Raw genomic sequence first — 22,742 nt, 5'->3', positions numbered from 1 at the left:
AATCCTGTCCGCTACTGCTGGCATTATTTCCCGGCTAAATTCGGAAATGATGTATGACGCTGATAACACAAGAAAACGAACATGACAGACTGGCAACCCGCCTTTCCATCATCCTGAGCCGTTTGTTTCAGGGTGAAAAGCTGCATATCGGGACGCTGGCAGAAGAATTTGGAGTGACGACGCGAACGCTGCGACGGGATTTCAACGTCCGTCTGACGTACCTTGATATTGAACAGAGCAACGGCGTGTATCAGCTTGCCTCACATTACTTTCGTCGCCGCACGGAACGGGATATGAAGATACTGGCGAGGTTGCTGCATCTTGACCGTCTGTTACCCGCGATGGATGCCAAACTGCTGAGCCTGATGCTTGATGGGGAACGTCCCTCGCCATACAGGATTATGCTACCGGAGCCGCGCCAGAAACCCACCCTTTTCGGTGATTTCAGCAGACTGACGCTCGCCATACTTAACCAGACCCAGGTGCGTATCAGAACCGACGAAAACGTCAGCCATACCGTTCATCCCTACCGTCTGCTTTGCAGCCATGCGGAGTGGTTTCTTGCCGGATGTACGTCATCGGGCGTGTTCGTTATTTCCCTGTCCCGAGTCAGGCTGGTTGAGGTATTACCGGATACAACGTTTGAGATCGATAACACACTCATTTCGCTGATTGAACAGTCTGACTTTATGGAAGCCTTACCCCACATGAACATTATTCATCAGATAATGCATTACGGGAGTAAACAGACGAATAATCGTAATTAAAATCACAACATATTATTAGTGATGATTAAATCACATTAACATGATAATGTGAGAAAGTTATGATTATCGATAAAGAATACGCACTTGTAGATGCAACAGCAAGACTTAACACTGACCTGAGGGATTATGAACATGAAATAAACAACGCCGCCATTATAACATTTGGCAATGACCTCATTGAGGTAATCGTATATCAGTTCAGCTTTATCATCAGCATCAGGGCAGAGGGTGAAAAAATAAAGCACGGCCTTCTTGTTAACTTCGGTAAAAATATAGCAAGACAGGTTTCATCACTTTGTGCATCCGCAATGCGAGTCTACCCGAATGAAAAACACAAACCGAGCCGTCAGCTTTTCCATTGCATAAATTAGTTTGTGCAAAGACTGTACTACCGACACGCTTTAAATTAAAATAGGCCAGCTAATATAACATATGAGGTTTATGATGGCTGGCCAGTATGAAAAAGCAATAACGATAAAACAAGCGATAGATTCAATTAATTTACGCCACTATCTTCTGCCTGCAATTCAGAGGAAGTTCGTCTGGAGCAGCAGTCAAATATGTTTGCTGTTTGATTCCATCATGCGAGACTATCCGATAAACTCTTTCATGATGTGGGATATACGTAGTGCCAGTATTAAAAATGATTACAAATTCTATGAATTCCTGAAAGAATACTGTCAGCGATTTAATGAAGAAAACCCCTGCGTAGCAACAAATGCTGGATTTCATGATTTCAAGGCTGTGATTGATGGTCAGCAGCGTCTCACACCTTTATATATTGGATTGTGTGGAACGTATGCGTATAAACAACCCCGGATGTGGTGGCCTTCGGCACAGGATGATCGCATCCTGCCGCCCAGAAAGCTTTACGTGGATTTAACAGCGCCACTAAAGTCAGACGACGAACTCATGATGAAGTACAACTTCAGGTTCCTGACCGACAAGCAATATACTGATTCACTTACCGATAACAAGCATCACTGGTTCTGCCTGCACGAAATATTCAAATACGAGCAACATGATTCTCCGGATGATATTTTATTTAACGTTGTCGTACCAGAACTCGAAAAAAGAGGGCTCATGTCCAGTGAGTTTTCCAGAAAAACACTCCTGCGACTTTATACAAAAATAAGAACTGAGAACATCATCCACTACTTCAATGAGAGCAGTCAGGACATTGACCATGTGCTGGATGTTTTCATCCGCACGAACAGCGGAGGGACAAAACTTGAGTTCTCAGACTTACTGATGTCAATAGCGGTAGCGCACTGGCAGGGTGATTTCAGAAGAGAACTTGATGAACTGACGAAAAACATTTATCAGAATAATGAAATGGGTTTTTATATTGAAAGAGACTGGTTCTTAAAAACCAGCCTGATGCTTATTGACTCTGACGTCCGGTTCAAAGTAAAAAACTTCACTTCAGAGGAGGTCGGTAAGATACAACAGCAATGGTCTGAAATAAAATCCTGTATCAAGGAGACTTTTGTTCTCATCAGACGATTCGGCATCAACCCGCAGTCTTTGATATCTAAAAATGCAGTCATTCCTGTGGTCTACTGGCTTTACAAAAAGCAAACCAATGGACACCCATTATATACAACGATTAATTTCCTGAATAAAAACCACAATGAACGCTCAATAATTAGCCAGTGGTTTTACATGGTACTTCTGAAAGGGATCTTTGGAAGCCAGGCCGATGCACTACTCACGAGCATCAGAGATGTAATGAAGAATAGTCTTTCAGATATTCATTTTCCTCTTGAGAAGATTATTGACAGATATAAAGGTTCGAATAAAGATCTCAGGTTTGACGACGAATACATCGAAAGCCTTCTCAATATCAGATATGGCGAAGGTCGTTGCCGTGCACTATTGCATCTTCTGTTCCCTGAAATGAATCCAACTGAGGTGTTTCATATTGATCACCTTCACCCAAGAAATCATTTTTCAAAGAAATATCTTGAAAAATTAGATTATGTTGCGAACTCGCCAAAGAATCTCAGCTTTTATGAAAACCCGGAACACTGGGACACCATACCTAATCTTCATTTACTGAATCATTCTCAGAATATAAGTAAACAGGATACTTCCCTGAAACAATGGTTATCTCAGTCATCAAACAACTATTCGCCATCAATGCTGTTAGTTTCAGATGAAAACATTGAGTTCAGTCGCTTCCCGGAATTCTACAATGAGCGAAGAAACGCCCTGAAGCAAAGATTATTGAATCGGGTGTTTCTTACAACAAAAATAGATTCATCACCATCCACGATGGATACGGATGAAGAAATTCTCACCGACTGAACGTTCAGCCCCGATAGTGTTGGGGCTTCAGTATTTATCATCAGCGCAACGTTTCTACTGGCCTGACTGAAAGAGCGTTGACTACACAACTGGGATAACGAACTCTCAGTGCAACGCATGACATACAAAGCCTGTCATCAATATGAAATTGCGATAAAATCAGGCCAATAACAGTACTTAAGAATCATACAACAGGATACAAAATGACAAGCCTTCAGCAGCGTGCAGAGCTACACCGCCAAATCTGGGCCATTGCCAATGATGTCAGAGGTTCCGTAGATGGATGGGATTTTAAACAGTATGTACTCGGTGCACTTTTCTACCGCTTCATCAGTGAGAATTTTTCCAGCTACATGGAAGCAGGGGATGAGAGCATACATTATGCAGCACTTGATGACAGCATCATTACCGATGACATCAAAGACGATGCCATCAGGACTAAAGGCTATTTCATTTACCCGAGCCAGCTGTTCTGCAACGTTGCCGCTAAAGCTAACACCAACGACAGGCTGAATGCTGATTTAAATAGTATCTTCGTCGCTATTGAAAGCTCAGCCTACGGCTATCCGTCTGAGGCCGACATCAAAGGCCTGTTTGCAGATTTCGATACGACCAGCAATCGACTGGGTAACACCGTCAAAGACAAAAACAGCCGCCTCGCTGCCGTTCTGAAAGGCGTTGAGGGGCTGAAGCTGGGGAATTTTAACGAACATCAGATTGATCTGTTTGGTGATGCCTACGAGTTCCTGATTTCTAACTATGCGGCGAATGCCGGTAAGTCTGGCGGGGAGTTCTTCACACCTCAGCACGTCTCTAAGCTGATTGCTCAGCTTGCGATGCACGGTCAGACTCACGTCAACAAAATCTATGACCCTGCCGCAGGCTCTGGCTCACTGCTGCTTCAGGCGAAGAAGCACTTTGATAACCATATCATTGAAGACGGTTTTTATGGTCAGGAGATAAATCATACAACCTTTAACCTGGCGCGTATGAACATGTTCCTGCACAACATCAACTACGACAAATTTGATATCAGACTGGGGAATACCCTGACTGAGCCTCACTTTGGCGATGAAAAACCGTTTGATGCTATTGTCTCTAACCCACCGTACTCCGTGAAGTGGATTGGTAGTGATGACCCGACCCTGATTAACGATGAGCGTTTTGCTCCTGCTGGCGTACTGGCCCCGAAATCAAAAGCTGACTTTGCATTTGTGCTTCATGCGCTGAACTACCTGTCTGCTAAAGGGCGCGCAGCAATAGTTTGCTTCCCCGGTATTTTTTATCGTGGCGGTGCAGAGCAGAAAATCCGACAGTACCTGGTCGACAACAACTATGTTGAAACGGTGATTTCTCTGGCACCTAATCTGTTCTTCGGCACTACCATTGCCGTTAACATTCTGGTGCTGTCTAAACATAAGACCGATACCAGCGTGCAATTTATTGATGCCAGCAGTCTGTTTAAAAAAGAAACTAATAACAACATCCTGACCGATGGGCATATCAAGCAGATTATGCAGGCCTTTGACAGCAAAGCAGATACCGAGCATCTGGCGAAATCTGTTCCGTTTGAGACTGTTGCCGCCAATGACTATAACCTGTCAGTCAGCAGCTACGTCGAAGCCATGGATATCCGTGAAATCATAGACATCACTGAACTGAATTCCGAACTGAAAACCACCGTCAGCAAAATCGACCAGTTACGCAAAGATATCGATGCGATTGTGGCCGAAATTGAAGGTTGCGAGGCGCAAGCATGAGTGAGTTGAATTATCTGGAAAAACTGCTGGATGGGGTTGATGTTGAGTGGAAACTTCTTGGCGATGCTTCGTTTTTCGAAATAGCAAACAACGGAAGAAAACCAGTAAAGTCTTCTTTGCGCATTGCTGGCAAAACGCCCTATTATGGTGCAAACAACATTCAGGACTATGTTGATGGGCATACCCATGATGGTGAGTATGTACTAATTGCAGAAGATGGTTCTGCCAGCTTAGAGCGCTACTCAATACAATATGTAACGGGTAAATTCTGGGCAAACAATCACGTTCATGTAGTACGAGGTAAATCTAGAGTTAATTCCAGATTCCTGTATCACTATTTGCACATTGTTAACTTCATCCCATTTCTTACTGGTGGAGTAAGGGCCAAATTAACTAAAGGGCAATTAATTGAAATATCAGTCCCCATCCCATGCCCGGACAACCCGGAAAAGTCTCTCGCCGTCCAGTCTGAAATCGTCCGAGTTCTGGATAAGTTTTCTGCACTTACAGCTGAACTTACAGCTGAACTTACAGCTGAACTTACCATGCGTAAAAAACAGTACAACTACTATCGTGACCAGTTGCTGAGTTTTGAAGAGAGCGAGGTTGAATGGAAGACACTAGGAGATGTAACCAAAAAATGGTACTCAGGTGGAACACCTACAGCAGGAAAAGCTGAGTATTACGAAAATGGAGATATCCCTTGGTTAAGAACTCAAGAGGTTAAATTTAGCGATATTGACAGTACTGAAATAAAAATAACTCAAGTTGCGTTAAAAAAATCCGCGGCAAAATGGATTCCAGAAAATTGCGTAATTATTGCCATTTCAGGAGCAACAGCGGGACGGTCTGCTATAAATAAAATTCCTTTAACAACTAACCAACACTGTGGTTGTTTAGAAATTGATGATTCAAAGGCATTATATCGATATGTTTTCCATTGGGTAAGTTTCAATTATGAAAACATTAAGTCGCTGGGACAAGGTGCCAGGGGCGATCTAAACTCAACCATTATCAAAAATTTCAAACTGCCTATACCTTATGCAACCGATCCTGATAAATCACTTGAAGAACAAGCTCGTATTGTTGAAATTCTGGACAAATTCGACACACTGACCTGTTCAATCAACGAAGGCCTTCCCCGAGAAATAGAGTTGCGCCAGAAACAGTACGAGTACTATCGTGATTTACTGTTCAGCTTCCCGAAACCAGAAGTCGCCAGCAACTGACAGGCCATTGATACCGACAGGGTTTGTTTTCACCCGCCCGATATCAGGCTGTACGAATGCCGGTATGTATATTGTTCTGATTACTTTATCGAGCTTTGCCAGATGACGCACAGGATGCACCATGACACAACAGACACACACCATTGCTGAATCCAATAGCTTTATCGTCCTTGATAAATACACAAAAGTTCAGGATGCTGGTGACAGCTACCAAAGCGAATCGGACCTTGAGCGGGAGCTGATTCAGGACCTTCTTAATCAAGGTTATGAGTTTATCTCCGTTAAGTCACCGACTGCGATGCTGGCGAATGTGCGGGACCAGCTTCAGAGTCTTAATGGTGTGGTGTTTAACGAAAGTGAATGGCGACGGTTCTGCGAGCAGTATCTGGACAGTCCGAGTGACAGTAGCCTGGACAAAACCCGTAAAATTCATATCGACTACATCTGTGACTTCACATTTGATGATGGTCGTCTGGAAAACATCTATCTGATAGATAAAAAGAACCTGCTGCGCAATAAGGTGCAGGTCATTCAGCAGTTTGAGCAGACCGGCTCACACGCTAACCGTTATGACGTCACAATTCTGGTCAATGGCCTGCCGCTGGTGCAAATCGAACTCAAAAAGCGCGGCGTGGCTATTCGTGAAGCCTTTAACCAGATACACCGTTACAGCAAGGAAAGCTTTAACAGCGATAACTCCCTGTTTAAATACCTGCAACTCTTCGTGATTTCCAACGGGAGTGATACCCGGTACTTTGCCAGTACCACTAAACGGGATAAAAACAGCTTTGATTTCACCATGAACTGGGCGAAATCGGATAACACTCTGATTAAGGACCTGAAGGACTTTACCACCACCTTCTTCCAGAAACATACTCTACTGAATGTTCTGTTTAATTACAGCGTGTTTGACAGCAGCCAGACGCTGCTCGTCATGCGCCCCTATCAGATTGCCGCAACTGAGCGAATCCTCTGGAAAATTAACAGCTCATTTAAAGCGAAGAACTGGTCAAAACCAGAAAGCGGCGGGTTTATCTGGCATACAACAGGTAGCGGTAAAACACTGACCAGTTTTAAGGCCGCACGTCTGGCAACCGACCTGGACTTTATTGACAAAGTCTTCTTCGTGGTCGACAGAAAAGACCTCGATTACCAGACCATGAAGGAATACCAGCGCTTCTCTCCGGACAGTGTGAATGGTTCGGATAATACAGCAGGCCTCAGAAGAAACCTGGATAAGGACGATAACAAAATTATCGTCACAACCATTCAGAAACTCAATAACCTGATGAAATCTGAAGCTGACCTGCCCGTCTATCAACAGCAGGTGGTGTTTATCTTTGATGAGTGTCACCGTAGCCAGTTTGGTGAGGCCCAGAAAAACCTCAAAAAGAAATTCAGACGCTTTTATCAATTTGGTTTTACTGGTACTCCTATTTTCCCGGAAAACGCGCTGGGAGCAGAAACCACCGCCAGCGTATTCGGGCGTGAATTACATTCTTACGTAATTACTGATGCGATTCGTGATGAAAAAGTGCTGAAGTTTAAGGTGGACTATAACGATGTCCGCCCACAGTTTAAGTCTCTTGAAACGGAAACTGACGAGAAAAAACTCAGCGCAGCTGAAAACCAACAGGCATTTTTGCATCCCCTGCGTATTCAGGAAATAACGCAATACATTCTCAATAACTTCCGTCAGAAAACGCACCGAACCTTCCCGGGAGCTAAGGGCTTTAACGCCATGTTAGCAGTTAGCAGCGTGGATGTGGCAAAAGCTTATTACACGACGTTTAAAATGCTACAGGAAGAAGCAGAGAAGAAATCTGGCAGCTATAAACGTCTTCGGGTGGCAACCATCTTCTCCTTTGCTGCTAATGAAGAGCAAAGCGCTATTGGTGATATCACCGACGAAAGTTTTGATACCAGTGCAATGAACAGCAGCGCGAAGGAATTCCTGGATTCAGCCATTGATGACTATAACAACCACTTTAAAACCAATTTCAGCACCGACAGTAACGGTTTCCAGAACTACTACCGCGATTTAGCTCAACGAGTGAAAAATCAGGATATTGACCTTCTCATCGTGGTGGGAATGTTCTTAACCGGCTTTGATGCTCCGACGCTCAATACTCTTTTCGTTGACAAAAACCTGCGTTATCACGGTCTGATGCAGGCATTCTCACGCACCAACCGTATCTATGATGCCACCAAAACCTTCGGCAATATCGTGACCTTCAGGGACCTAGAGCGTCCGACTATTGATGCCATCACGCTTTTTGGCGACAAAAACACCAAGAATGTGGTACTGGAAAAAAGCTACGAAGAGTACATGCAGGGCTTTACCGATGCAGCAACCGGTGAGGCTAAACGAGGTTTTATGGCTGTTGTTTCTGAGCTGGAGCAGCGCTTCCCTGACCCGGCCAGTATCGACAGTGAAAAAGAGAAAAAAGCCTTCGTCAAACTGTTTGGTGAATATCTGCGGGCAGAAAACATCCTGCAAAACTATGATGAATTTGCCACGCTGAAAGCCCTGCAGAAGGTTGATATTAGTGACCCTGAAGCGGTAGAAACCTTTAAAGCAGAACACTATGTGGATGATGAAAAATTTACTGAATTACAAACCATTCGTCTCCCGGCAGAACGTAAAGTTCAGGACTATCGCTCAGCATACAATGATATCCGGGACTGGCAGCGACGCGAAAAAGCAGCAAACGACAGGGATAAATCAACCACAGACTGGGATGACGTGGTGTTTGAAATTGATCTGCTCAAGTCGCAGGAGATTAACCTGGACTACATTCTGGGCTTGATTTTTGACCACAACCGTCAGAAAAAAGGTAAAGAAGCCCTGACTGAAGAGGTCAGACGTTTAATCCGCTCAAGCCTGGGCAACCGTGCCAAAGAAGGTCTGATTGTTGACTTTATTCAGCAAACTAACCTTGATGACATGCCGGATAAGGCCAGTATCATTGATGCATTCTTCACCTATGCTCAGCGTGAACAGCAGCGGGAAGCGGAAGCGTTGATTAAGGAAGAAAACCTTAATGAAGAGGCTGCAAGGCGCTATATCCGCACATCACTCAAACGGGAGTATGCTACCGAAAATGGGACGGAATTAAATGAGACACTACCAAAACTCAGTCCGCTGAATCCTCAGTACAAAACGAAGAAACAGACGGTATTCCAGAAAATTGGTGCCTTTATTGATAAATTCAAAGGCGTTGGTGGAAATATCTAGCACAGAGCTAATTTGAGATAGTGATATGAAAAAACCAACTTACAATAAAAGCGATCGACTGCAAGTACGCAAAAATAATCCTCATACGTCTGAAACAAAGGAGCGGGTGATTGATGGGCTGCGAGCCTCTGCTACAGCTGATTTCGTTTTTATTGTTCGTTGGTTAACTGCTGGAAAATCTAACGGTGAACCAATACCACTGGCAAAATGCGACAATCTTCGTAACATCATCAGCAATCTTGAGACGCTAAAAGCCGGTATCCAACCCGACTGGCGTAAAGCGCTTACATTGATGTCTCAAGAAGTACATTCAAGACACAAGGTTACTAATACAGCAAAACCGCCATCAAAAATCGCAGTTGGGGTAATCAGCAATTTGAATGAAATTAGCCAGAAAATTGCATCAGGAAAAGCCACGCATGACATGCCTGCCAGACTCAATTACATGCTACAGCTTACTACGAGTCTGGAAGGCGGCAACGAACTGGCCGATAGTATCAGAGAAGTTACAAAACGTGCCGAAATGGCTTTACGTGGTTATTCCAAATCACCGCAGAAACAAAAAATATTAAAACACACCCATCACCCAACAGTATTACGTGACGATAAAGCTTTCCGGGATGAATGTGCACATCTGGCAGGTATCAGCGATATTATTATCGTAGCAAATTGTCTCATTGCTATGTCCGCACGGCTAGGGGTTTCTCCTGTCAACCTTGCAAACAGAGCCGCAGCCTTAAAAAATGTTATCAAGCCGGAGATACTCCCCGAACTTCTGGATTTGCTTCAGCAGGATGTTGATATAACTGCCTTAGCCCCCCCTCCAAAGGTCAAAGATGATAATAGTCGCAGCGATGGCGGAAAACTTGTAGGACTAACCGGAATAGTTGAAGGAGGCGCATCTATTGGCGTTGAAGCTCAGCGGATTATCACAACAGAACTGAAGAAACACATCCCCCTCACTGCTATTCAACGAATTGCTCTCGATACTGCGAGTACGAGCCTTGCACTGGAATGTGACGCATTCAACGTTATCGAAGAAATCAAACGCATCTCAGCTAACTTAAACTTGAAGCCTCTGGCTGTTGCTACCTATGTGGCTCATAAATCACCAGGAATCAGATCAGATATTGCTGGGGATGTAATTACTTTGCTTGCTCAGGATGAGGTTCTTTCATCTAATGCAACATAGGTATCAGACCTCCGAAGCTACACTGTAATAAGCCATCCGTCTCAATGGTAGATATCTGGTAGCTTCGAAACGCCTCATTTGAACCTCATTTAAGGCTTATAGCACCCAACTGCAACATTTTTCTTAAGGTAAACTAGTAAAAGGCTGTCAGTTCTAATAGATCGTTTGGTCTTTTTTTAAGGGATTGAAAATCCCCGTGTCCTTGGTTCGATTCCGAGTCCGGGCACCAAATTCAGTATTAACGGACGTCGCAAGACGTCCGTTTTTCGTTTTAAGCCCCATCATCGCTTTCATTATCGTCGCAACCACCAGAATCATTTCATCCCCAGTTACCCGATCTTTTTCAGCAGTTCTTTCCACTTTGCTAATCATGTCTTCGACAATTCTACTTCTCATGCAGTGCCTCCTTTCTGTTTGCCAAACCGAAGCTGTCATCACCTTTTAAGGCGTTACAGGGAGAGATTTTTTCTCCGCAAATAACTGAGTCACCCCGTTCAAATGACGCTGAATTTGCTGTTGCGTAACCAGTGCGGCATCGCCCTGCTGGCCCTGCATCACACGAAGTTGCTCCTCCAGAGGGATCGTCTGGTTAAAGCTGTTCATCATCTGGTAGACGCTGGATTTCAGTTCGCTGACGGTGATGTATTTGCCTTTCTGTCCGTCCAGCGTATTGAGCCTGTCGGCCAACACCTGAAGTTGATGCATGCCTTCATGCCAGCCAGTTAATGCGCTTGCAGAGAGTTTGTTTTCGGCCTGTCGTTGTTGCCACTTCTGCTGTAGTTCAGCGACTTCGGGTTTCTGGGGCCACAGCACTTTTGCCTGTGCCAGCAACCCATTGCCATACTGATATATCCAGTCAGGAGGAAGTGCGGCCAGACTGTCCAGCTGCAATGATGCATTTTTCAGCCAGCCTGTAGGGTCAAGTTTGTCTTTATCAGATTGCTGAAGTGTCTGCACTTGAGCACTGCTCAGCGCCTGAGGAAGAGGAGCCACCGAAGCTGCAAGCGCATCCGTAGCCTCATCTACCCTGGATATATAGTGCCAGCCAGTGAGTGCAATAGAACTCAACACCAATGCGGAACAGACTCCCGCCAGAAACACCGGCCAGCGCTTCGGCTGCGGTGTTGCCGCATGCACGACCTGCACATTCAACTCTGGCTCAGGACGAATAACGTACACCAGGCGGCTGGTAGAAGAGGGGTTTTCCAGGGCCGATTCCGCGACCAGCGCCTGTGGTGGCAGCGTCACCGCCTGCAGTCCACTGTCTTGTGCCGAGCTGTTTTCAAGACGTGTCAACGCACCTTGTATCTGCTGCATCAGCGGCGCAGTCAGGCAGACATGTTTCAGCTCCTGACGCACCAAAATATCATTGACGGATCGTAGCAGCCCTTCTGTCTGCACTAGCGCAGACAAATCACCATGATCGAGTGAAAATGTGCGAAAAAGCTTCTGCAAGCGCTGCAAAAGCCCGTTGAGGATTTCTGCGCGAGCATGAATCGGTTGCGGCCAGAACTGCGCCCATTGATGGCTCAGCAGGGCATTCAGGATAGCCAGCCCTTCATTCAGGCCATTGATACGGGCCAGGTGGCTACGGGCAAGCGTATACCAGGCACCGGTCTGTAACTCGACGCCATTTAGCTCAAATAATGAGAGCGACAGGGCCTCCACCTGCGACCAGTTCACGTCGGGACGTGCCGGATGGGTGAGTTTGGCCATCTCATCGCGCAGCGCAATAAAATCAGGTAGCTGACGTGGGTCACTGCCGGTTTTCACCGGGCGAGGTTGAACATCGTGCATAGTGGTCCATCCCTGAGGATAAGCAGAAAGCGAGGTTTACTCTGGTAGCAGTACGCTAATCATGTCGAAAAATGCATTTTCACTGAACACCGTTCGGGGGGCCGCCGGGCGGCCAAATGTACTGAATGACCAGTTCGCATCCTCTCCCGAACGCATAAACAGGCGGTATAACGGCGTAATGCGACCGTCACTGCATAGTGTCACTTCGATGCCCCCCGTCACACCCTGCCCGTACAAAAACACAGGGGTGAATTTCATCATTCGGTTTCCATAACGCAGAGCAATAGCGGGGACGGTGAAGGAATGGTTGCCCGCAAAGGCGTCAAGCACCGACACCGGCATCGTTTCAATGTTGATGCCTGTCCCGGTGAGCCAGGTTTCCATTGTTTCCTGAAGCTGGTTCATTCGCTCACAAAACTCGGCAATATCGGCCTGACTTTTGCTGTCAAAAACGCGACTGCGGGGCTGCTGCTCCTGCAGTTTTTTCATAAATCGTGCTTTGGCTGACATACTTTCCCTGTGGTTTTCGTCAGATAAATGAGCCCTGTATATGGGATTTGGTATCGAGATAATTCTGCTGTTTGAGGTGGCGAATCAGCACTCGCCCTTCCGGCATAAACTCCGTGCCGTAGCGGACAAGGCCGATGCCTTTTAGCTCGGCATCAATGGCGTAACGCAATTCGCCAGGGATTTCCTGGTCGAGCAGAATCACATTGATACTTTTCAGGCGCGGTTCGTATTTGAGCAGCACCCCGGAGAAGATCTGCAGCAACTGGTGTGCGGTACCCGGCATCCCCTGCAGAATTTTGGTCAAGTCAGGCAGACCATAGTCCGGCAGATGCGCCAGCGTGCCGGCACGACAGTTGAGGATCCGCTGCATGTTATCAAGCACGGACAAAATCACCTGATTTTGCTCGCTGACCTGATGGAGATCGAGACCTCCGGTAAAGTTACCGAAGAGAGTTTCATAGAGTGAAGGTGCATTATTTGGCATATATTTTTTATTAACTAGTTATGGCATTTCAGAAATTGAATTGTATCTTCAGAAAGATTGCATCGCTCAATATATTGAGTTCTTTTTTCTTCTGTCAAACTTGACCAGAAAGATCTCCAATATACATCCCACCAAAACTCCATATCTCCTTGCAAGCTGCCATAAGCCCCAAAATCTCTATCGGGGAACACACTTTCCGGGTTAGGTGGTTCTAACCCCTTCCCACAAAGGCAGGTAATAAAATCATTGTGATTAGTGATAATCCTAACAATATCCTGTTCAAACTCCTTAAACTTGTAGCAAATTATTTTTTTATCACTCTCGACAAACACGCCTTTTTCTTTTGTCAACCGTCCATTGAAGAACAATTCAATCATATGCTCAACAACGAATAAATCATCAGGCTTTACCATAAAGCAAGTTGAATATGCATATACATTGTCTTTCTCTAAAGACAAAAACAATGGATACACTGAAGAGTGATCTAAAGAAAAATCAAATTGTGCAATGGGAAAATCACTCTGCAACTCGTTTTTTTTCTAAAAAAATTAATTTTCATCGATATAATCCGCCATCCAGTCCGCACCAAAATACCCGGCAGCCCCGAATACGATTCCACTAACGAGTCCCGTCAGCACCACTCCGGGACCAGTTTCAATGCCAATAGCAGCACCCGCAACAGTTCCTATTTTAGCACCAGCAATAGCCCCCCCACCCACCAGCTTGTCTGATTACTTCAGCTGTTATCGGTTTGACGCTGCCATTTTTGATAGATTTTTCGGTCGCCTGCTCGAGAGCATAAGCCGTGAAAATGATGCCTGTAACCTGAATTACACGAGCACCACGAGTAAAATACTTTGCATATTTTAATGTGTCTGGTGTAAAAATCGCAGATGCTGGTATTTTCTCTCCATGCAACAATACTTCTTTATCTATATCTCTCACATAGTTTGAAATTCTCTCTATTTTTTCTTCAAATGAGGATTCTGGTTCCTGTAATCATCAAGGCTTTTGAGTATCTCTTCAGTAGAGATTAGTTTCTCACCTGACCTCACAGCTTTATCAATATCAACAATGATGGTCTTCCCTTCAAATCGCGGAGACCCTTCAGGAAATGCAGAACTAGTAGAGATATATGACGAAATATTATCTCCCATAACATGCTCGGCAACTGTAAATGGTGCTGAATAATTCTTTGACATTAAACCATATCGTTCAGGGTTGGTTTCTGAAAGAACTTTCAAATCTGACAAGTCCATTTTTGAAAGGTACGGAACAGTATTTGATGCGTAAATCTTCCTGACTAAAAAACCATCTTTACCGGGTTCATCAACAATAACAAAGAAAAAAGCCCTCGCAGGCATCAGTGGTCCTAAGACATCATAGTGGGAATGAGGTTTATCATTCGTCAAAGTGGACTGTTCAGACATTCCATTTCTCCAGCGCCGGGACACCCAATAAAATTGTTAATGTAGAGGCATCTTTGGTAAATACCCTATCGCAAAGCCCCTGTGAATCAGTGAACCCTTTAAATGTCTCCCCTTCTGTATTTGTAATGAAATATGGGACATTTTGAATGGGCTTACCATCATCAGCCAAAACCCTGAACTGCTCATCATAAAATCCTTTGCGCACAAGATCCTTGGCAACAGGGAAGGAATAAAACTGAACATCCTGCGAAGCACTTCCTGTCGTCGTCGTCCGCTTGATCTTTCGCGTATACGTTGTATTCGTCCCGTACTCTATCTTCCCGCCTTCGATTTTCAGGTAGCTGCCGCCACCAATCAGCGTCACCTTTTTCTTACCGGCGAACAGCATGTCGCTCGCCGATATCAGGCTCAGCTTTTGTTCCGCGGATAAGTGCATCTCGCCGTTCTGTGCCTGGATTTGTACCGGTCCTTCGCTGGCGTTCAGGGTCAGCGAACCGCTCTGGGCAAACAGGCCAATCTGTTCCCCGGCAAGAATCGCAGTATTTCCCATTGAGCCGCTGGTGAAGGCCACACCCTGCGGGCCGTGGAAGTGGATCATCTCGTTAAGCTGTTTCAGGCGCTGGTCGAACATTGCTTTCTGGCTCGCAATATCGGCTTCCAGTGCCTGCGCCTGGGCTGCTGCTGCGGTCAGGGCTTTCAGCTGCTGCTGGCAGATGTCGATTTCTTTCAGCGCCGCGTCCATGTCCAGCACTTCACCCGCCGCTTTGGTTTGCCCGTCGGCGGTGATGAACAGGCCTTTTGCCACGCGGATAACACCGTGTTCATCGGTGCGCAGCTCAAAGCCTGAGCCCCGCTGTTTGTTCTACTCATCAACGATATGGCCCTGATTAAGCTGCGTGGCACCATAAGGTGTGGTGAGCGCGATGTGTTCCTGTCCGCGCTGGTCTTCCATTCGTAGTTCGTTATCTGCCGCCGTGCGCAGAATGTTCTGGCTGCGGTTGTCACGGGTGACGATGTCCTGATGTTCTGAGTCGTGGAACGCATACGCGATATACGGGCGGTCGATATCGCCATCGTCCCAGGCGATGCCCACTTCCGTGCCGTCAGTCAGCGGCGTGTGCCAGCCGTACTTATCGCCGGAATACGGTTTGGCCTGGCGTATCCACAGGTAGCTGTAGCCCGGCTCTGCATCTTTTATTCTTACGCTTTCTGATACACCGACCCAAGGCTTCGCCATTCCTTGAAAAAATCCAATGGGCAACTACAGCTCAGTCACTAACGGCAGTACTCCAAGATCCAACAGTCTGATTTCAATATCATTTGATTTAGCAATATGCTCTTTGTTGTTACCATCAAAAACGTCCTCCGTTGAAACAACTATTGTCCCAATTTGCTTATCATTCTTTATGACAGGTACAACTCTGGCAGCTTCTGGAATCAAATTAGGTAAAAGAACCGCTGGGACAAACAACATCCAACCACACGAAATCCTGTCAGGAAAAACCTTCTTATAGACTTCATCGTAACCATTTTCTTTTGGAATTATTTCCGAGAAGCTATAGCCACCAGACTCTACGCTTGAACTTGTGCAACTACCATTATTTTTGAGAAGCAATAGAAAGAAATTGAGCATTGAATCAACGTTTAAACTTACATTGCTCATTTCCGCGTCAAAAGTGATAACTAAGTTTATAGGATTTTTTCTGCGACCTGTACTGGAATATGAAGGGTAGCAATCTATTCCTGCACTATCTTCATCTGGTCCTCCATCCCAAATACCAGTTGTCCAGTTAGGATATTCTTTTTTATATTTTTCATCCCAACGGTTTAAGATGTCAGAGGAAATACCTTGTTCAGTGAATATTTTGTGCTGAAGAGCCTGTTTTCTGGAGTAGCCTTGCTCATACCACATTTTTGTTACCCCTAACAGAATATCAAGCTGTTTAGTTGTTTCCTGGAAGATGGTTGCAAGCTCAATTGGCTTAATTGGCTCATCACGGCCAAGTTTTTGTTCCATCCTGAAATTCAATTTCATGGTTGATACCTCACGATGATGTCATTGAACCCTACAAACATGCGTTTAAAATAAGCATAACTAATCGGCTGCATAAAAAACCAAACAACTTTTAATGGTTGATTTATTGTTGAAACCGCCTGATGTCGACCTGCCTGGTTTATTGCACTTCGGTCTCCTTTCCACCATTTTTTCTTTTGCATAGAGTTAATTAAAAACTGATCATACCGTGCCTTCGCCTCCCAGAACTGGCAAAACACCTCTTTCCAGCCATCGAAAGAAACACCACAGTATTTAAACTCCTGAATCTGCTTCGTCTCCGGGTTGTAGAATGTGCCACAAATTCTTGTCTGGTAGTTTATGGTGACTTCACTCCAGCGGGAACAGCGTCTTACCATCGGCATAACTTTGCCGTCCGGCGGGCAGTTTTTGCAGGATTTTTCATCGGCTTTATCCTGCCCGCAGTCTTTGGAATCCACGCCCTCATAGCTGACCGCTTCTGAGTAGTCCATATCGTCTTCCCAGAAATCACCGTGAGTTTCGGCGCTGACAATCATCGGCTCCTGGAGAATAGAATCATACTTTTTACCCTGGTAGGTAAAACCACTATTTCCAGATGATGAACCACCTGCCGGAGTGGACATATCATCATCCCAGCCATCATTATTTGTAGACGTTGAGCTCCCCCGTGAACCTATTGCGCCACCGGCTGCACCAGCGCTTCCGCGCTATACCACCACCGATTACGATGCCAACCATCAGAGACCTCTCCTTTCCCTGTTGAACACAATATGTTTTAGATTCTCAAAACGGTGATCGGTTGAATAGCCATTTGGCGTCCTAAGCCATTTGTCCACTTCAGGCTTCAGATAAAAACCGGGATAATACGTTTCGATCAACATAAAATCACGCCGGACGTTTTTCTCTTGCAGGGGCAGTGAATTAGCGTACTCTAGCGCAATCTTCAGACGGGGAAGATAAATAATGTCTGACTCAGTCAACTTCGGATCTTTCTTTCGGATCCGGCGGGCGGTTTCTTGCCACTGGGGAATGAACTGGCGCTATAGATAAAAACTAAAGTTCAGTCATCAGCGGCGATCACCCGAGATTAAGCAATCTGATTTCAATATTATTTTATTTAGCAATACGCTATTAATTTCACCACTAAATATATATTTAGTTGAAACTACTATTATGACAATTTGTTTATCATTCCTCACAACTGGTATAACCCTTGTCGCCTTATGAATCAAATAGAAATATTATAAACCAAAGCATTGAATCAACTTTACACATTTTTAATCAGCACCGTGTCAAAACCAATAATTAATTCTAAAGGATTTTTACCACACCCAGCACTTGAATATGCACACATTGAGTTGTGATTTATAAATACAACAACCTTTCCTTTCTTCGCAATATTAATTTAAACATCTAACCATTTTGGTAAATGCCCATTTTCCGATAATTCTATCTCAACGTTATTTGCACAAATAATATCACTTTCATTCTTGCCATCAAATTCATTCTTCGTTATGACCAACGTGGATTTTCTCTCTGGAAAATGTACGATATCAGCAGCCGAAGGCACTTCATTAGAGCTAATCTCTTCCGGCAAATATAGCATCCACCCAGCAGAAAGACGGTCTTCAAAAACAGAGCGCTGCTCCATTCGATATTGCTCAGTTTCAAGACTAATATAACTATAAGTCCAGTGCTTTAGATCGGATATATCTGTTATTATTTTTTGAAATGTATTCCGATCATTTAAAGAATCTAGAGATCGAATAGCGATGGTCAAAGAATATCTATCCGGAGAAACTGCTGGAGTATTTTTGTACCAAATGACCACAGGACTTTCATCTTTTTCCTCGCTGGCTAATACAATGCTAATTGTTTTGTTTTTAGAAATCAAGCCATCCAAATAATCTAATGCTTCAGATGATACTGCTGAATTAGATAATGCAACAATTTCCTTTAAAGGATTAGCAATCAACCATTTTTGTGGCTTATTTTCCCATGCCGGTAGTAAGTTAATGATATCTTTCAATTCACCATACAAATTATGTGCTGAAAGAACCTTTTGTCTATACAAGATGCTTTGAATGATATATAACATGTCATCAACCTCTCATTTATTATGGAAAAACAGTCTTGATATATTCAACTGGCATAGGCTTGTGTATTACTTGAATTGTGAATTTTTGTTCTAAAAATTGAGTTCGTGCATAGTTGGCACTTATTGGCTGCATAAAGTACCATTCTAATCTTCCTGGAGGAATTCCTTTTTTAGCCGCAGCGTTTTGTCTTTGCGCTTGTTCAAGGAAAAGACCTTCATCGCCATATTTTATGGACATGAAAAATTTCAATAAACCATCTTTAGCAAAGAATTGGTCATAATTAGCTTTAGTTTCTTTCAGAAGACACTGTTTTGGCACAAATCCATCAAATGCAACGCCGTAGGTCCACTCCATTATTTTCATAACCTGGAAGTGAATCGGAAGCTGACAAATATAAAACTGATACGCGACGCTGATATCTGACCACCCTTCTATATTTTGTAAAGTAACCATACCTTGAGTATAGATACATTGATCACAGCCTTCCTCACTTAATTCCTTCGTGAGTGTCTGAGCTTCAGCTTTGACTTTCTCCATCTCAGCCATCCTGGCGAGATAAGCCTCTCGGGCCTCATCCAAATTTTGTATAAGACTAATTATTCCACCGAGACGCCCTCCCCGGACACGAGGAAATGTTCCTGTCCTTCCGGCTGGTATAGGAAGAGTCTCTCCCATTTCACTCATAGCGCTCCTCCAGCAACTCGCCCCATCAGATGTTCTTTAATTTGTTGATATTTAATATATTCACATTCAACAGATTCAGAACCCTTCAATAACCATTGGCTGACTGCATAGTGTTTATAGAAATATGGTTCATATGCACTGGTGATTAAAAAATCAGTCATTACTTTTTTATCATTAAATCTATAGGTCTTCACAAAATCGTCTGCATCCTTTAATCGCTGTAGCAGTTCAGGATCTTCTCTTAAAGCGGGAGAATGAGTGACGATTAGTTTATACAAACCATTTAAATACATTGCATTTTCAGTCTGACTTAATAGATCCAATTTTTCCTGCGTCAATTTAATTACCATCAGTTCGTCTCTTTCATCTTTTACCAAAATTGCGTTCATCAAGTTCAGTTCTAAGATCAAGAACTTCCCCCCTTGATGTTAAAACCCACTGTTTCACCCCCTGAATTAATCGAGAGCGTTCAGGGAGTTCAAGCCAGACACTTAAATGCTCTAACACCCTGGGATCATAAAATCTGAACAAAGCACTTTTTCCATTGGGGAGTTCAATAGTGAGAAATTCTTTAAACTTTTGAAGCAAACCTTCAGGGGACAATGGGGAAAGTAACCATGAGAGAGCAGGATACTTCATATCGAGTTCTTTCAGTCTTCCCCGATAAAATTCAGAACGGTTTAATCTGATTAGCCATGGTCCAGCAAAAGCCAGCTTAGAATCGGGGTAAAGATCAAAGAGTGGATATGTAATAGCAATTTCAGATTCGATTTCATATCCAAAATGGCGCTCAAACTGTAATCCATCTACAAGAGCATATAAAGAACACTCTGGATGACATAATAATTCACGCATGATGTAATCATATGATTTGCTCATCAATCCCCCCGAACGACAAATGCATTGCCATTCATCGCTGCTTTCATCAGGCAACTCAGGCAAATACCACTCCCTGCTACAGCCTGGAAAGGTATGGCTGCGGGCCCCGTCGTCACCGACCGCTTAATCTTGCGCGTATACGTCGTACTGGTCCCGTACTCTATCTTCCCGCCTTCGATTTTCAGGTAGCTGCCGCCACCAATCAGCGTCACCTTTTTCTTACCGGCGAACAGCATGTCGCTCGCCGATATCAGGCTCAGCTTTTGTTCCGCGGATAAGTGCATCTCGCCGTTCTGTGCCTGGATTTGTACCGGTCCTTCGCTGGCGTTCAGGGTCAGCGAGCCTGTTCTTGCAAACAGGCCGACGCCTTCCCCGGCAAGAATCGCAGTATTTCCCATTGAGCCGCTGCTGAAATCCCCACCCGCATTCATCACCACGTTCTGGCTGGCGGTCATCTGCATATGCTCGCCGCTGGTAAACGCCACCCCTTGCGGGCCGTGGAAGTGGATCATTTCATTCAGCGGTTTCAGGCGCTGGTCGAACATCGCTTTCTGACTCGCGATATCGGCTTCCAGTGCCTGCGCCTGGGCTGCTGCTGCGGCCAGGGCTTTCAGCTGCTGCTGGCAGATGTCGATTTCTTTCAGCGCCGCGTCCATGTCCAGCACTTCACCCGCAGCTTTGGTTTGCCCGTCGGCGGTGATAAACAGGCCTTTTGCCACGCGAATAACGCCGTGTTCATCGGTGCGCAGCTCAAAGCCTGCGCCCCGCTGTTTGTTCTGCTCATCAACGATATGGCCCTGATTAAGCTGCGTGGCACCGAATGGCGTGGTCAGCGCGATATGCTCCTGCCCGCGCTGGTCTTCCATCCGCAGTTCGTTCTGTGCCGCCGTGCGCAGGATGTTCTGACTGCGGTTGTCGCGGGTGACGATGTCCTGGTGTTCTGAATCGTGGAACGCATGGGCGATATACGGGCGGTCGATATCGCCGTCGTCCCAGGCGATGCCCACTTCCGTGCCGTCAGTCAGCGGCGTGTGCCAGCCGTAAGTATCACCAGCGTACGGCTTCGCCTGGCGTATCCACAGATAGTGATAACCCGGCTCTGCGTCTTCACGGCTGAAGTCCATTTTCACCCGGTAGCGACCCTGATTATCAAGATGGGCGTAGGTGTCATTCTTCTCGCGGCTCTCAACACGTGCCGTGAGCGTGCCGTTCATTTTCGGACGCGGTTTTTCCACCGGACGGAAGCAGAACTGTTCGCTGTACGGTATGCCCCACACAGACACATGCAGGCGGCTGTCGCGTGCAGCGCTGTATGTGGTGAGGGTTATCAGCACACCTTCTTTCAGGTCACTGAGATTGCTGCCGTCGGCTTCCAGCACCATGCCCGGCATCAGCCCGGCGGCGTTGCTGAACAGGTGCAGCCGGACCGATTTATTCAGCTCACGCTCATGGTGGATACAGGCGTAAAACGCCCCGCTTTCGACTTCTGGCTCAGAGGTACCGTCATCACCGGCTTCCAGGAAAGGTGCCGCATAGCGGTAATGTTCCCCGGTCGTCGTGGCGCTGTTCCGGACGGTGACGGCGGAGTCCATCGGCGTGGTCGCCGTGCGGTAGTTGTAATCGCGGGTGCGGACCAGCCCGGTCACGGTGTTGTGCCAGGTGCGCAGCCCCCATACGGATTCAGCGGCACCGTCATACAGCGCAGACGGCTCCTGATAAGGCAGATGTTCGCCAAACTGGTAGAACTGCTGGCTGTCGGCAAAGGTCACCGTATCCAGCCCGGTGACATCGTTGACGCCGGTACGGAACCAGATGCCGACTTCAGAAAGAATGCGCTGGATAAACTGCAGGTCGGTTTCCCGCCACTGGGTAATGAGCTCGCGCTGCGGATAGCTCTTCTCCAGGCGAAACTCAAAGTCCGCCCCTTCCAGACCGTGCGCACGCAGCACCTGCTCCACCAGCTCCGGCACGGAGAGGTTCTGGTACACTGCACAGCGGCGGGTATGCGAGAGCAGTGCCAGGCGTGAAGATATCGTCACGCTGTAGTGCGTCTGGTCGTCGGTCGTGCCCAGCCACTCAAAGCCCGTAATCACGCCATGCACTTCCCGTCCGCTGAGCATGCGCAGCGTGGCGTACTTCAGCATTACATCTTCTGCTGCCACATCGCTCTGCAGCGAGGTGAACGCAATGCGCCATTCAGACGGGGCGCTCAGCGCTTCGCGTCCGTGGAAGTTCAGCACATCCGGTTTGACCCGGCTGTCGTTTATCTCAAGCGTGTAACGCGTCTGTCCGTCGAACAGTGCCAGCCAGTTATCCATCGCCATTATT

21 protein-coding genes and 1 pseudogene are annotated in these 22,742 nt (G+C 45.8%); 7 read left to right on the top strand and 15 right to left on the bottom strand.

Features of this window, described 5'->3' with window-relative positions; genetic code table 11:
• Positions 1-53 precede the first annotated feature (53 nt).
• From JGF26_RS10010 to JGF26_RS09980, 7 genes are all read left to right on the top strand, one after another.
• Entirely contained in the window at positions 54-767 is a 714-nt protein-coding gene (locus JGF26_RS10010; protein WP_134707937.1) for a DeoR family transcriptional regulator, read from the top strand.
• Positions 768-826: 59 nt separating this feature from the next.
• Positions 827-1,138, top strand: a complete 312-nt coding sequence (locus JGF26_RS10005; RefSeq protein ID WP_000582609.1) for a hypothetical protein — start codon at positions 827-829, stop codon at positions 1,136-1,138.
• A gap of 70 nt (positions 1,139-1,208) precedes the next feature.
• Positions 1,209-3,077, top strand: coding sequence for a DUF262 domain-containing protein (locus JGF26_RS10000; RefSeq protein ID WP_238934183.1), 1,869 nt, complete (start codon positions 1,209-1,211; stop codon positions 3,075-3,077).
• 203 nt (positions 3,078-3,280) lie between these two features.
• The gene (locus tag JGF26_RS09995; RefSeq protein ID WP_134707938.1) at positions 3,281-4,837 is read left to right on the top strand and encodes a type I restriction-modification system subunit M; all 1,557 of its coding nucleotides are present in this window, start codon (positions 3,281-3,283) and stop codon (positions 4,835-4,837) included.
• Positions 4,834-6,066, top strand: coding sequence for a restriction endonuclease subunit S (locus tag JGF26_RS09990; protein WP_134707939.1), 1,233 nt, complete (start codon positions 4,834-4,836; stop codon positions 6,064-6,066). The genes JGF26_RS09995 and JGF26_RS09990 overlap by 4 nt, the downstream gene beginning before the upstream one ends.
• A gap of 121 nt (positions 6,067-6,187) precedes the next feature.
• On the top strand, positions 6,188-9,304 hold the full coding sequence (locus JGF26_RS09985; protein WP_134707940.1) for an HsdR family type I site-specific deoxyribonuclease: 3,117 nt from the start codon (positions 6,188-6,190) through the stop codon (positions 9,302-9,304).
• 25 nt (positions 9,305-9,329) lie between these two features.
• Positions 9,330-10,496 carry a hypothetical protein gene (locus tag JGF26_RS09980; protein WP_134707941.1) on the top strand — a complete coding sequence of 389 codons (1,167 nt, stop codon included), beginning with the start codon at positions 9,330-9,332 and terminating at the stop codon, positions 10,494-10,496.
• 153 nt (positions 10,497-10,649) lie between these two features.
• Here JGF26_RS09980 and JGF26_RS09975 read toward each other — a convergent pair whose 3' ends face one another.
• The 15 genes and pseudogenes from JGF26_RS09975 to vgrG form a co-directional block, all read right to left on the bottom strand.
• Positions 10,650-10,892 (bottom strand): hypothetical protein, encoded by a 243-nt coding sequence (locus JGF26_RS09975; protein WP_134707942.1) that lies wholly within the window; start codon positions 10,890-10,892, stop codon positions 10,650-10,652.
• A 45-nt stretch (positions 10,893-10,937) separates the two neighbouring features.
• Positions 10,938-12,293, bottom strand: coding sequence for a VasL domain-containing protein (locus tag JGF26_RS09970; RefSeq protein WP_134707943.1), 1,356 nt, complete (start codon positions 12,291-12,293; stop codon positions 10,938-10,940).
• A 36-nt stretch (positions 12,294-12,329) separates the two neighbouring features.
• Positions 12,330-12,782, bottom strand: coding sequence for a hypothetical protein (locus JGF26_RS09965; protein WP_229255550.1), 453 nt, complete (start codon positions 12,780-12,782; stop codon positions 12,330-12,332).
• 40 nt (positions 12,783-12,822) lie between these two features.
• The gene (tssE, locus tag JGF26_RS09960) at positions 12,823-13,287 is read right to left on the bottom strand and encodes a type VI secretion system baseplate subunit TssE (protein ID WP_028018565.1); all 465 of its coding nucleotides are present in this window, start codon (positions 13,285-13,287) and stop codon (positions 12,823-12,825) included.
• 14 nt (positions 13,288-13,301) lie between these two features.
• Positions 13,302-13,814: a hypothetical protein gene (locus JGF26_RS09955; protein WP_134707944.1), complete on the bottom strand. Its 513-nt coding sequence runs from the start codon at positions 13,812-13,814 to the stop codon at positions 13,302-13,304.
• Positions 13,815-13,977: 163 nt separating this feature from the next.
• Positions 13,978-14,232 carry a hypothetical protein gene (locus tag JGF26_RS22385; RefSeq protein ID WP_238934182.1) on the bottom strand — a complete coding sequence of 85 codons (255 nt, stop codon included), beginning with the start codon at positions 14,230-14,232 and terminating at the stop codon, positions 13,978-13,980.
• A 17-nt stretch (positions 14,233-14,249) separates the two neighbouring features.
• Positions 14,250-14,717, bottom strand: coding sequence for a hypothetical protein (locus tag JGF26_RS22380; protein ID WP_229255551.1), 468 nt, complete (start codon positions 14,715-14,717; stop codon positions 14,250-14,252).
• Positions 14,710-15,909: pseudogene (locus tag JGF26_RS09945) on the bottom strand (type VI secretion system Vgr family protein); the annotation flags it as partial. The gene JGF26_RS22380 and the pseudogene JGF26_RS09945, both read right to left, overlap by 8 nt.
• A 69-nt stretch (positions 15,910-15,978) precedes the next feature.
• Complete coding sequence (locus JGF26_RS09940) at positions 15,979-16,752, bottom strand: Imm52 family immunity protein (RefSeq protein WP_134707945.1); 774 nt, start codon at positions 16,750-16,752, stop codon at positions 15,979-15,981.
• Positions 16,749-17,375 (bottom strand): Tox-REase-5 domain-containing protein, encoded by a 627-nt coding sequence (locus tag JGF26_RS09935; protein WP_032666933.1) that lies wholly within the window; start codon positions 17,373-17,375, stop codon positions 16,749-16,751. The genes JGF26_RS09940 and JGF26_RS09935 overlap by 4 nt, the downstream gene beginning before the upstream one ends.
• 782 nt (positions 17,376-18,157) lie before the next feature.
• Positions 18,158-18,850, bottom strand: a complete 693-nt coding sequence (locus tag JGF26_RS09930; RefSeq protein ID WP_134707946.1) for an Imm52 family immunity protein — start codon at positions 18,848-18,850, stop codon at positions 18,158-18,160.
• 19 nt (positions 18,851-18,869) lie between these two features.
• Positions 18,870-19,535, bottom strand: a complete 666-nt coding sequence (locus JGF26_RS09925; RefSeq protein ID WP_134707947.1) for a restriction endonuclease fold toxin 5 domain-containing protein — start codon at positions 19,533-19,535, stop codon at positions 18,870-18,872.
• Positions 19,532-19,885 carry a hypothetical protein gene (locus JGF26_RS09920; RefSeq protein WP_152546602.1) on the bottom strand — a complete coding sequence of 118 codons (354 nt, stop codon included), beginning with the start codon at positions 19,883-19,885 and terminating at the stop codon, positions 19,532-19,534. Before JGF26_RS09920 ends, JGF26_RS09925 begins: the two co-directional genes overlap by 4 nt.
• Before the next feature lie 13 nt (positions 19,886-19,898).
• Entirely contained in the window at positions 19,899-20,414 is a 516-nt protein-coding gene (locus JGF26_RS09915; protein ID WP_072032723.1) for a DUF4123 domain-containing protein, read from the bottom strand.
• Complete coding sequence (gene vgrG / locus JGF26_RS09910; RefSeq protein WP_134708035.1) at positions 20,414-22,732, bottom strand: type VI secretion system Vgr family protein; 2,319 nt, start codon at positions 22,730-22,732, stop codon at positions 20,414-20,416. The genes JGF26_RS09915 and vgrG overlap by 1 nt, the downstream gene beginning before the upstream one ends.
• Between the last annotated feature and the right edge of the window lie 10 nt (positions 22,733-22,742).

The organism is Enterobacter sp. E1, assembly GCF_016809815.1.
GTDB classification, from domain to species: Bacteria; Pseudomonadota; Gammaproteobacteria; order Enterobacterales; family Enterobacteriaceae; genus Enterobacter; species Enterobacter adelaidei.
This window is presented reverse-complemented; position numbering and strand designations above follow the sequence as displayed.

Coding starts and splice junctions, on each gene's coding strand:
- JGF26_RS09970 (WP_134707943.1), bottom strand. CDS start 12,293: ATGCACGATGTTCAACCTCGCCCGGTGAAAACCGGCAGTGACCCACGT.
- JGF26_RS09930 (WP_134707946.1), bottom strand. CDS start 18,850: ATGTTATATATCATTCAAAGCATCTTGTATAGACAAAAGGTTCTTTCA.
- vgrG (WP_134708035.1), bottom strand. CDS start 22,732: ATGGATAACTGGCTGGCACTGTTCGACGGACAGACGCGTTACACGCTT.
- JGF26_RS10010 (WP_134707937.1), top strand. CDS start 54: ATGACGCTGATAACACAAGAAAACGAACATGACAGACTGGCAACCCGC.
- JGF26_RS09985 (WP_134707940.1), top strand. CDS start 6,188: ATGACACAACAGACACACACCATTGCTGAATCCAATAGCTTTATCGTC.
- JGF26_RS10000 (WP_238934183.1), top strand. CDS start 1,209: ATGATGGCTGGCCAGTATGAAAAAGCAATAACGATAAAACAAGCGATA.
- JGF26_RS22380 (WP_229255551.1), bottom strand. CDS start 14,717: ATGTCTGAACAGTCCACTTTGACGAATGATAAACCTCATTCCCACTAT.
- JGF26_RS10005 (WP_000582609.1), top strand. CDS start 827: ATGATTATCGATAAAGAATACGCACTTGTAGATGCAACAGCAAGACTT.
- JGF26_RS09920 (WP_152546602.1), bottom strand. CDS start 19,885: ATGGTAATTAAATTGACGCAGGAAAAATTGGATCTATTAAGTCAGACT.
- JGF26_RS09990 (WP_134707939.1), top strand. CDS start 4,834: ATGAGTGAGTTGAATTATCTGGAAAAACTGCTGGATGGGGTTGATGTT.
- JGF26_RS09925 (WP_134707947.1), bottom strand. CDS start 19,535: ATGAGTGAAATGGGAGAGACTCTTCCTATACCAGCCGGAAGGACAGGA.
- JGF26_RS09975 (WP_134707942.1), bottom strand. CDS start 10,892: ATGAGAAGTAGAATTGTCGAAGACATGATTAGCAAAGTGGAAAGAACT.
- JGF26_RS09995 (WP_134707938.1), top strand. CDS start 3,281: ATGACAAGCCTTCAGCAGCGTGCAGAGCTACACCGCCAAATCTGGGCC.
- JGF26_RS09915 (WP_072032723.1), bottom strand. CDS start 20,414: ATGAGCAAATCATATGATTACATCATGCGTGAATTATTATGTCATCCA.
- tssE (WP_028018565.1), bottom strand. CDS start 13,287: ATGCCAAATAATGCACCTTCACTCTATGAAACTCTCTTCGGTAACTTT.
- JGF26_RS09965 (WP_229255550.1), bottom strand. CDS start 12,782: ATGAAAAAACTGCAGGAGCAGCAGCCCCGCAGTCGCGTTTTTGACAGC.
- JGF26_RS09980 (WP_134707941.1), top strand. CDS start 9,330: ATGAAAAAACCAACTTACAATAAAAGCGATCGACTGCAAGTACGCAAA.
- JGF26_RS09940 (WP_134707945.1), bottom strand. CDS start 16,752: ATGAAATTGAATTTCAGGATGGAACAAAAACTTGGCCGTGATGAGCCA.
- JGF26_RS09935 (WP_032666933.1), bottom strand. CDS start 17,375: ATGTCCACTCCGGCAGGTGGTTCATCATCTGGAAATAGTGGTTTTACC.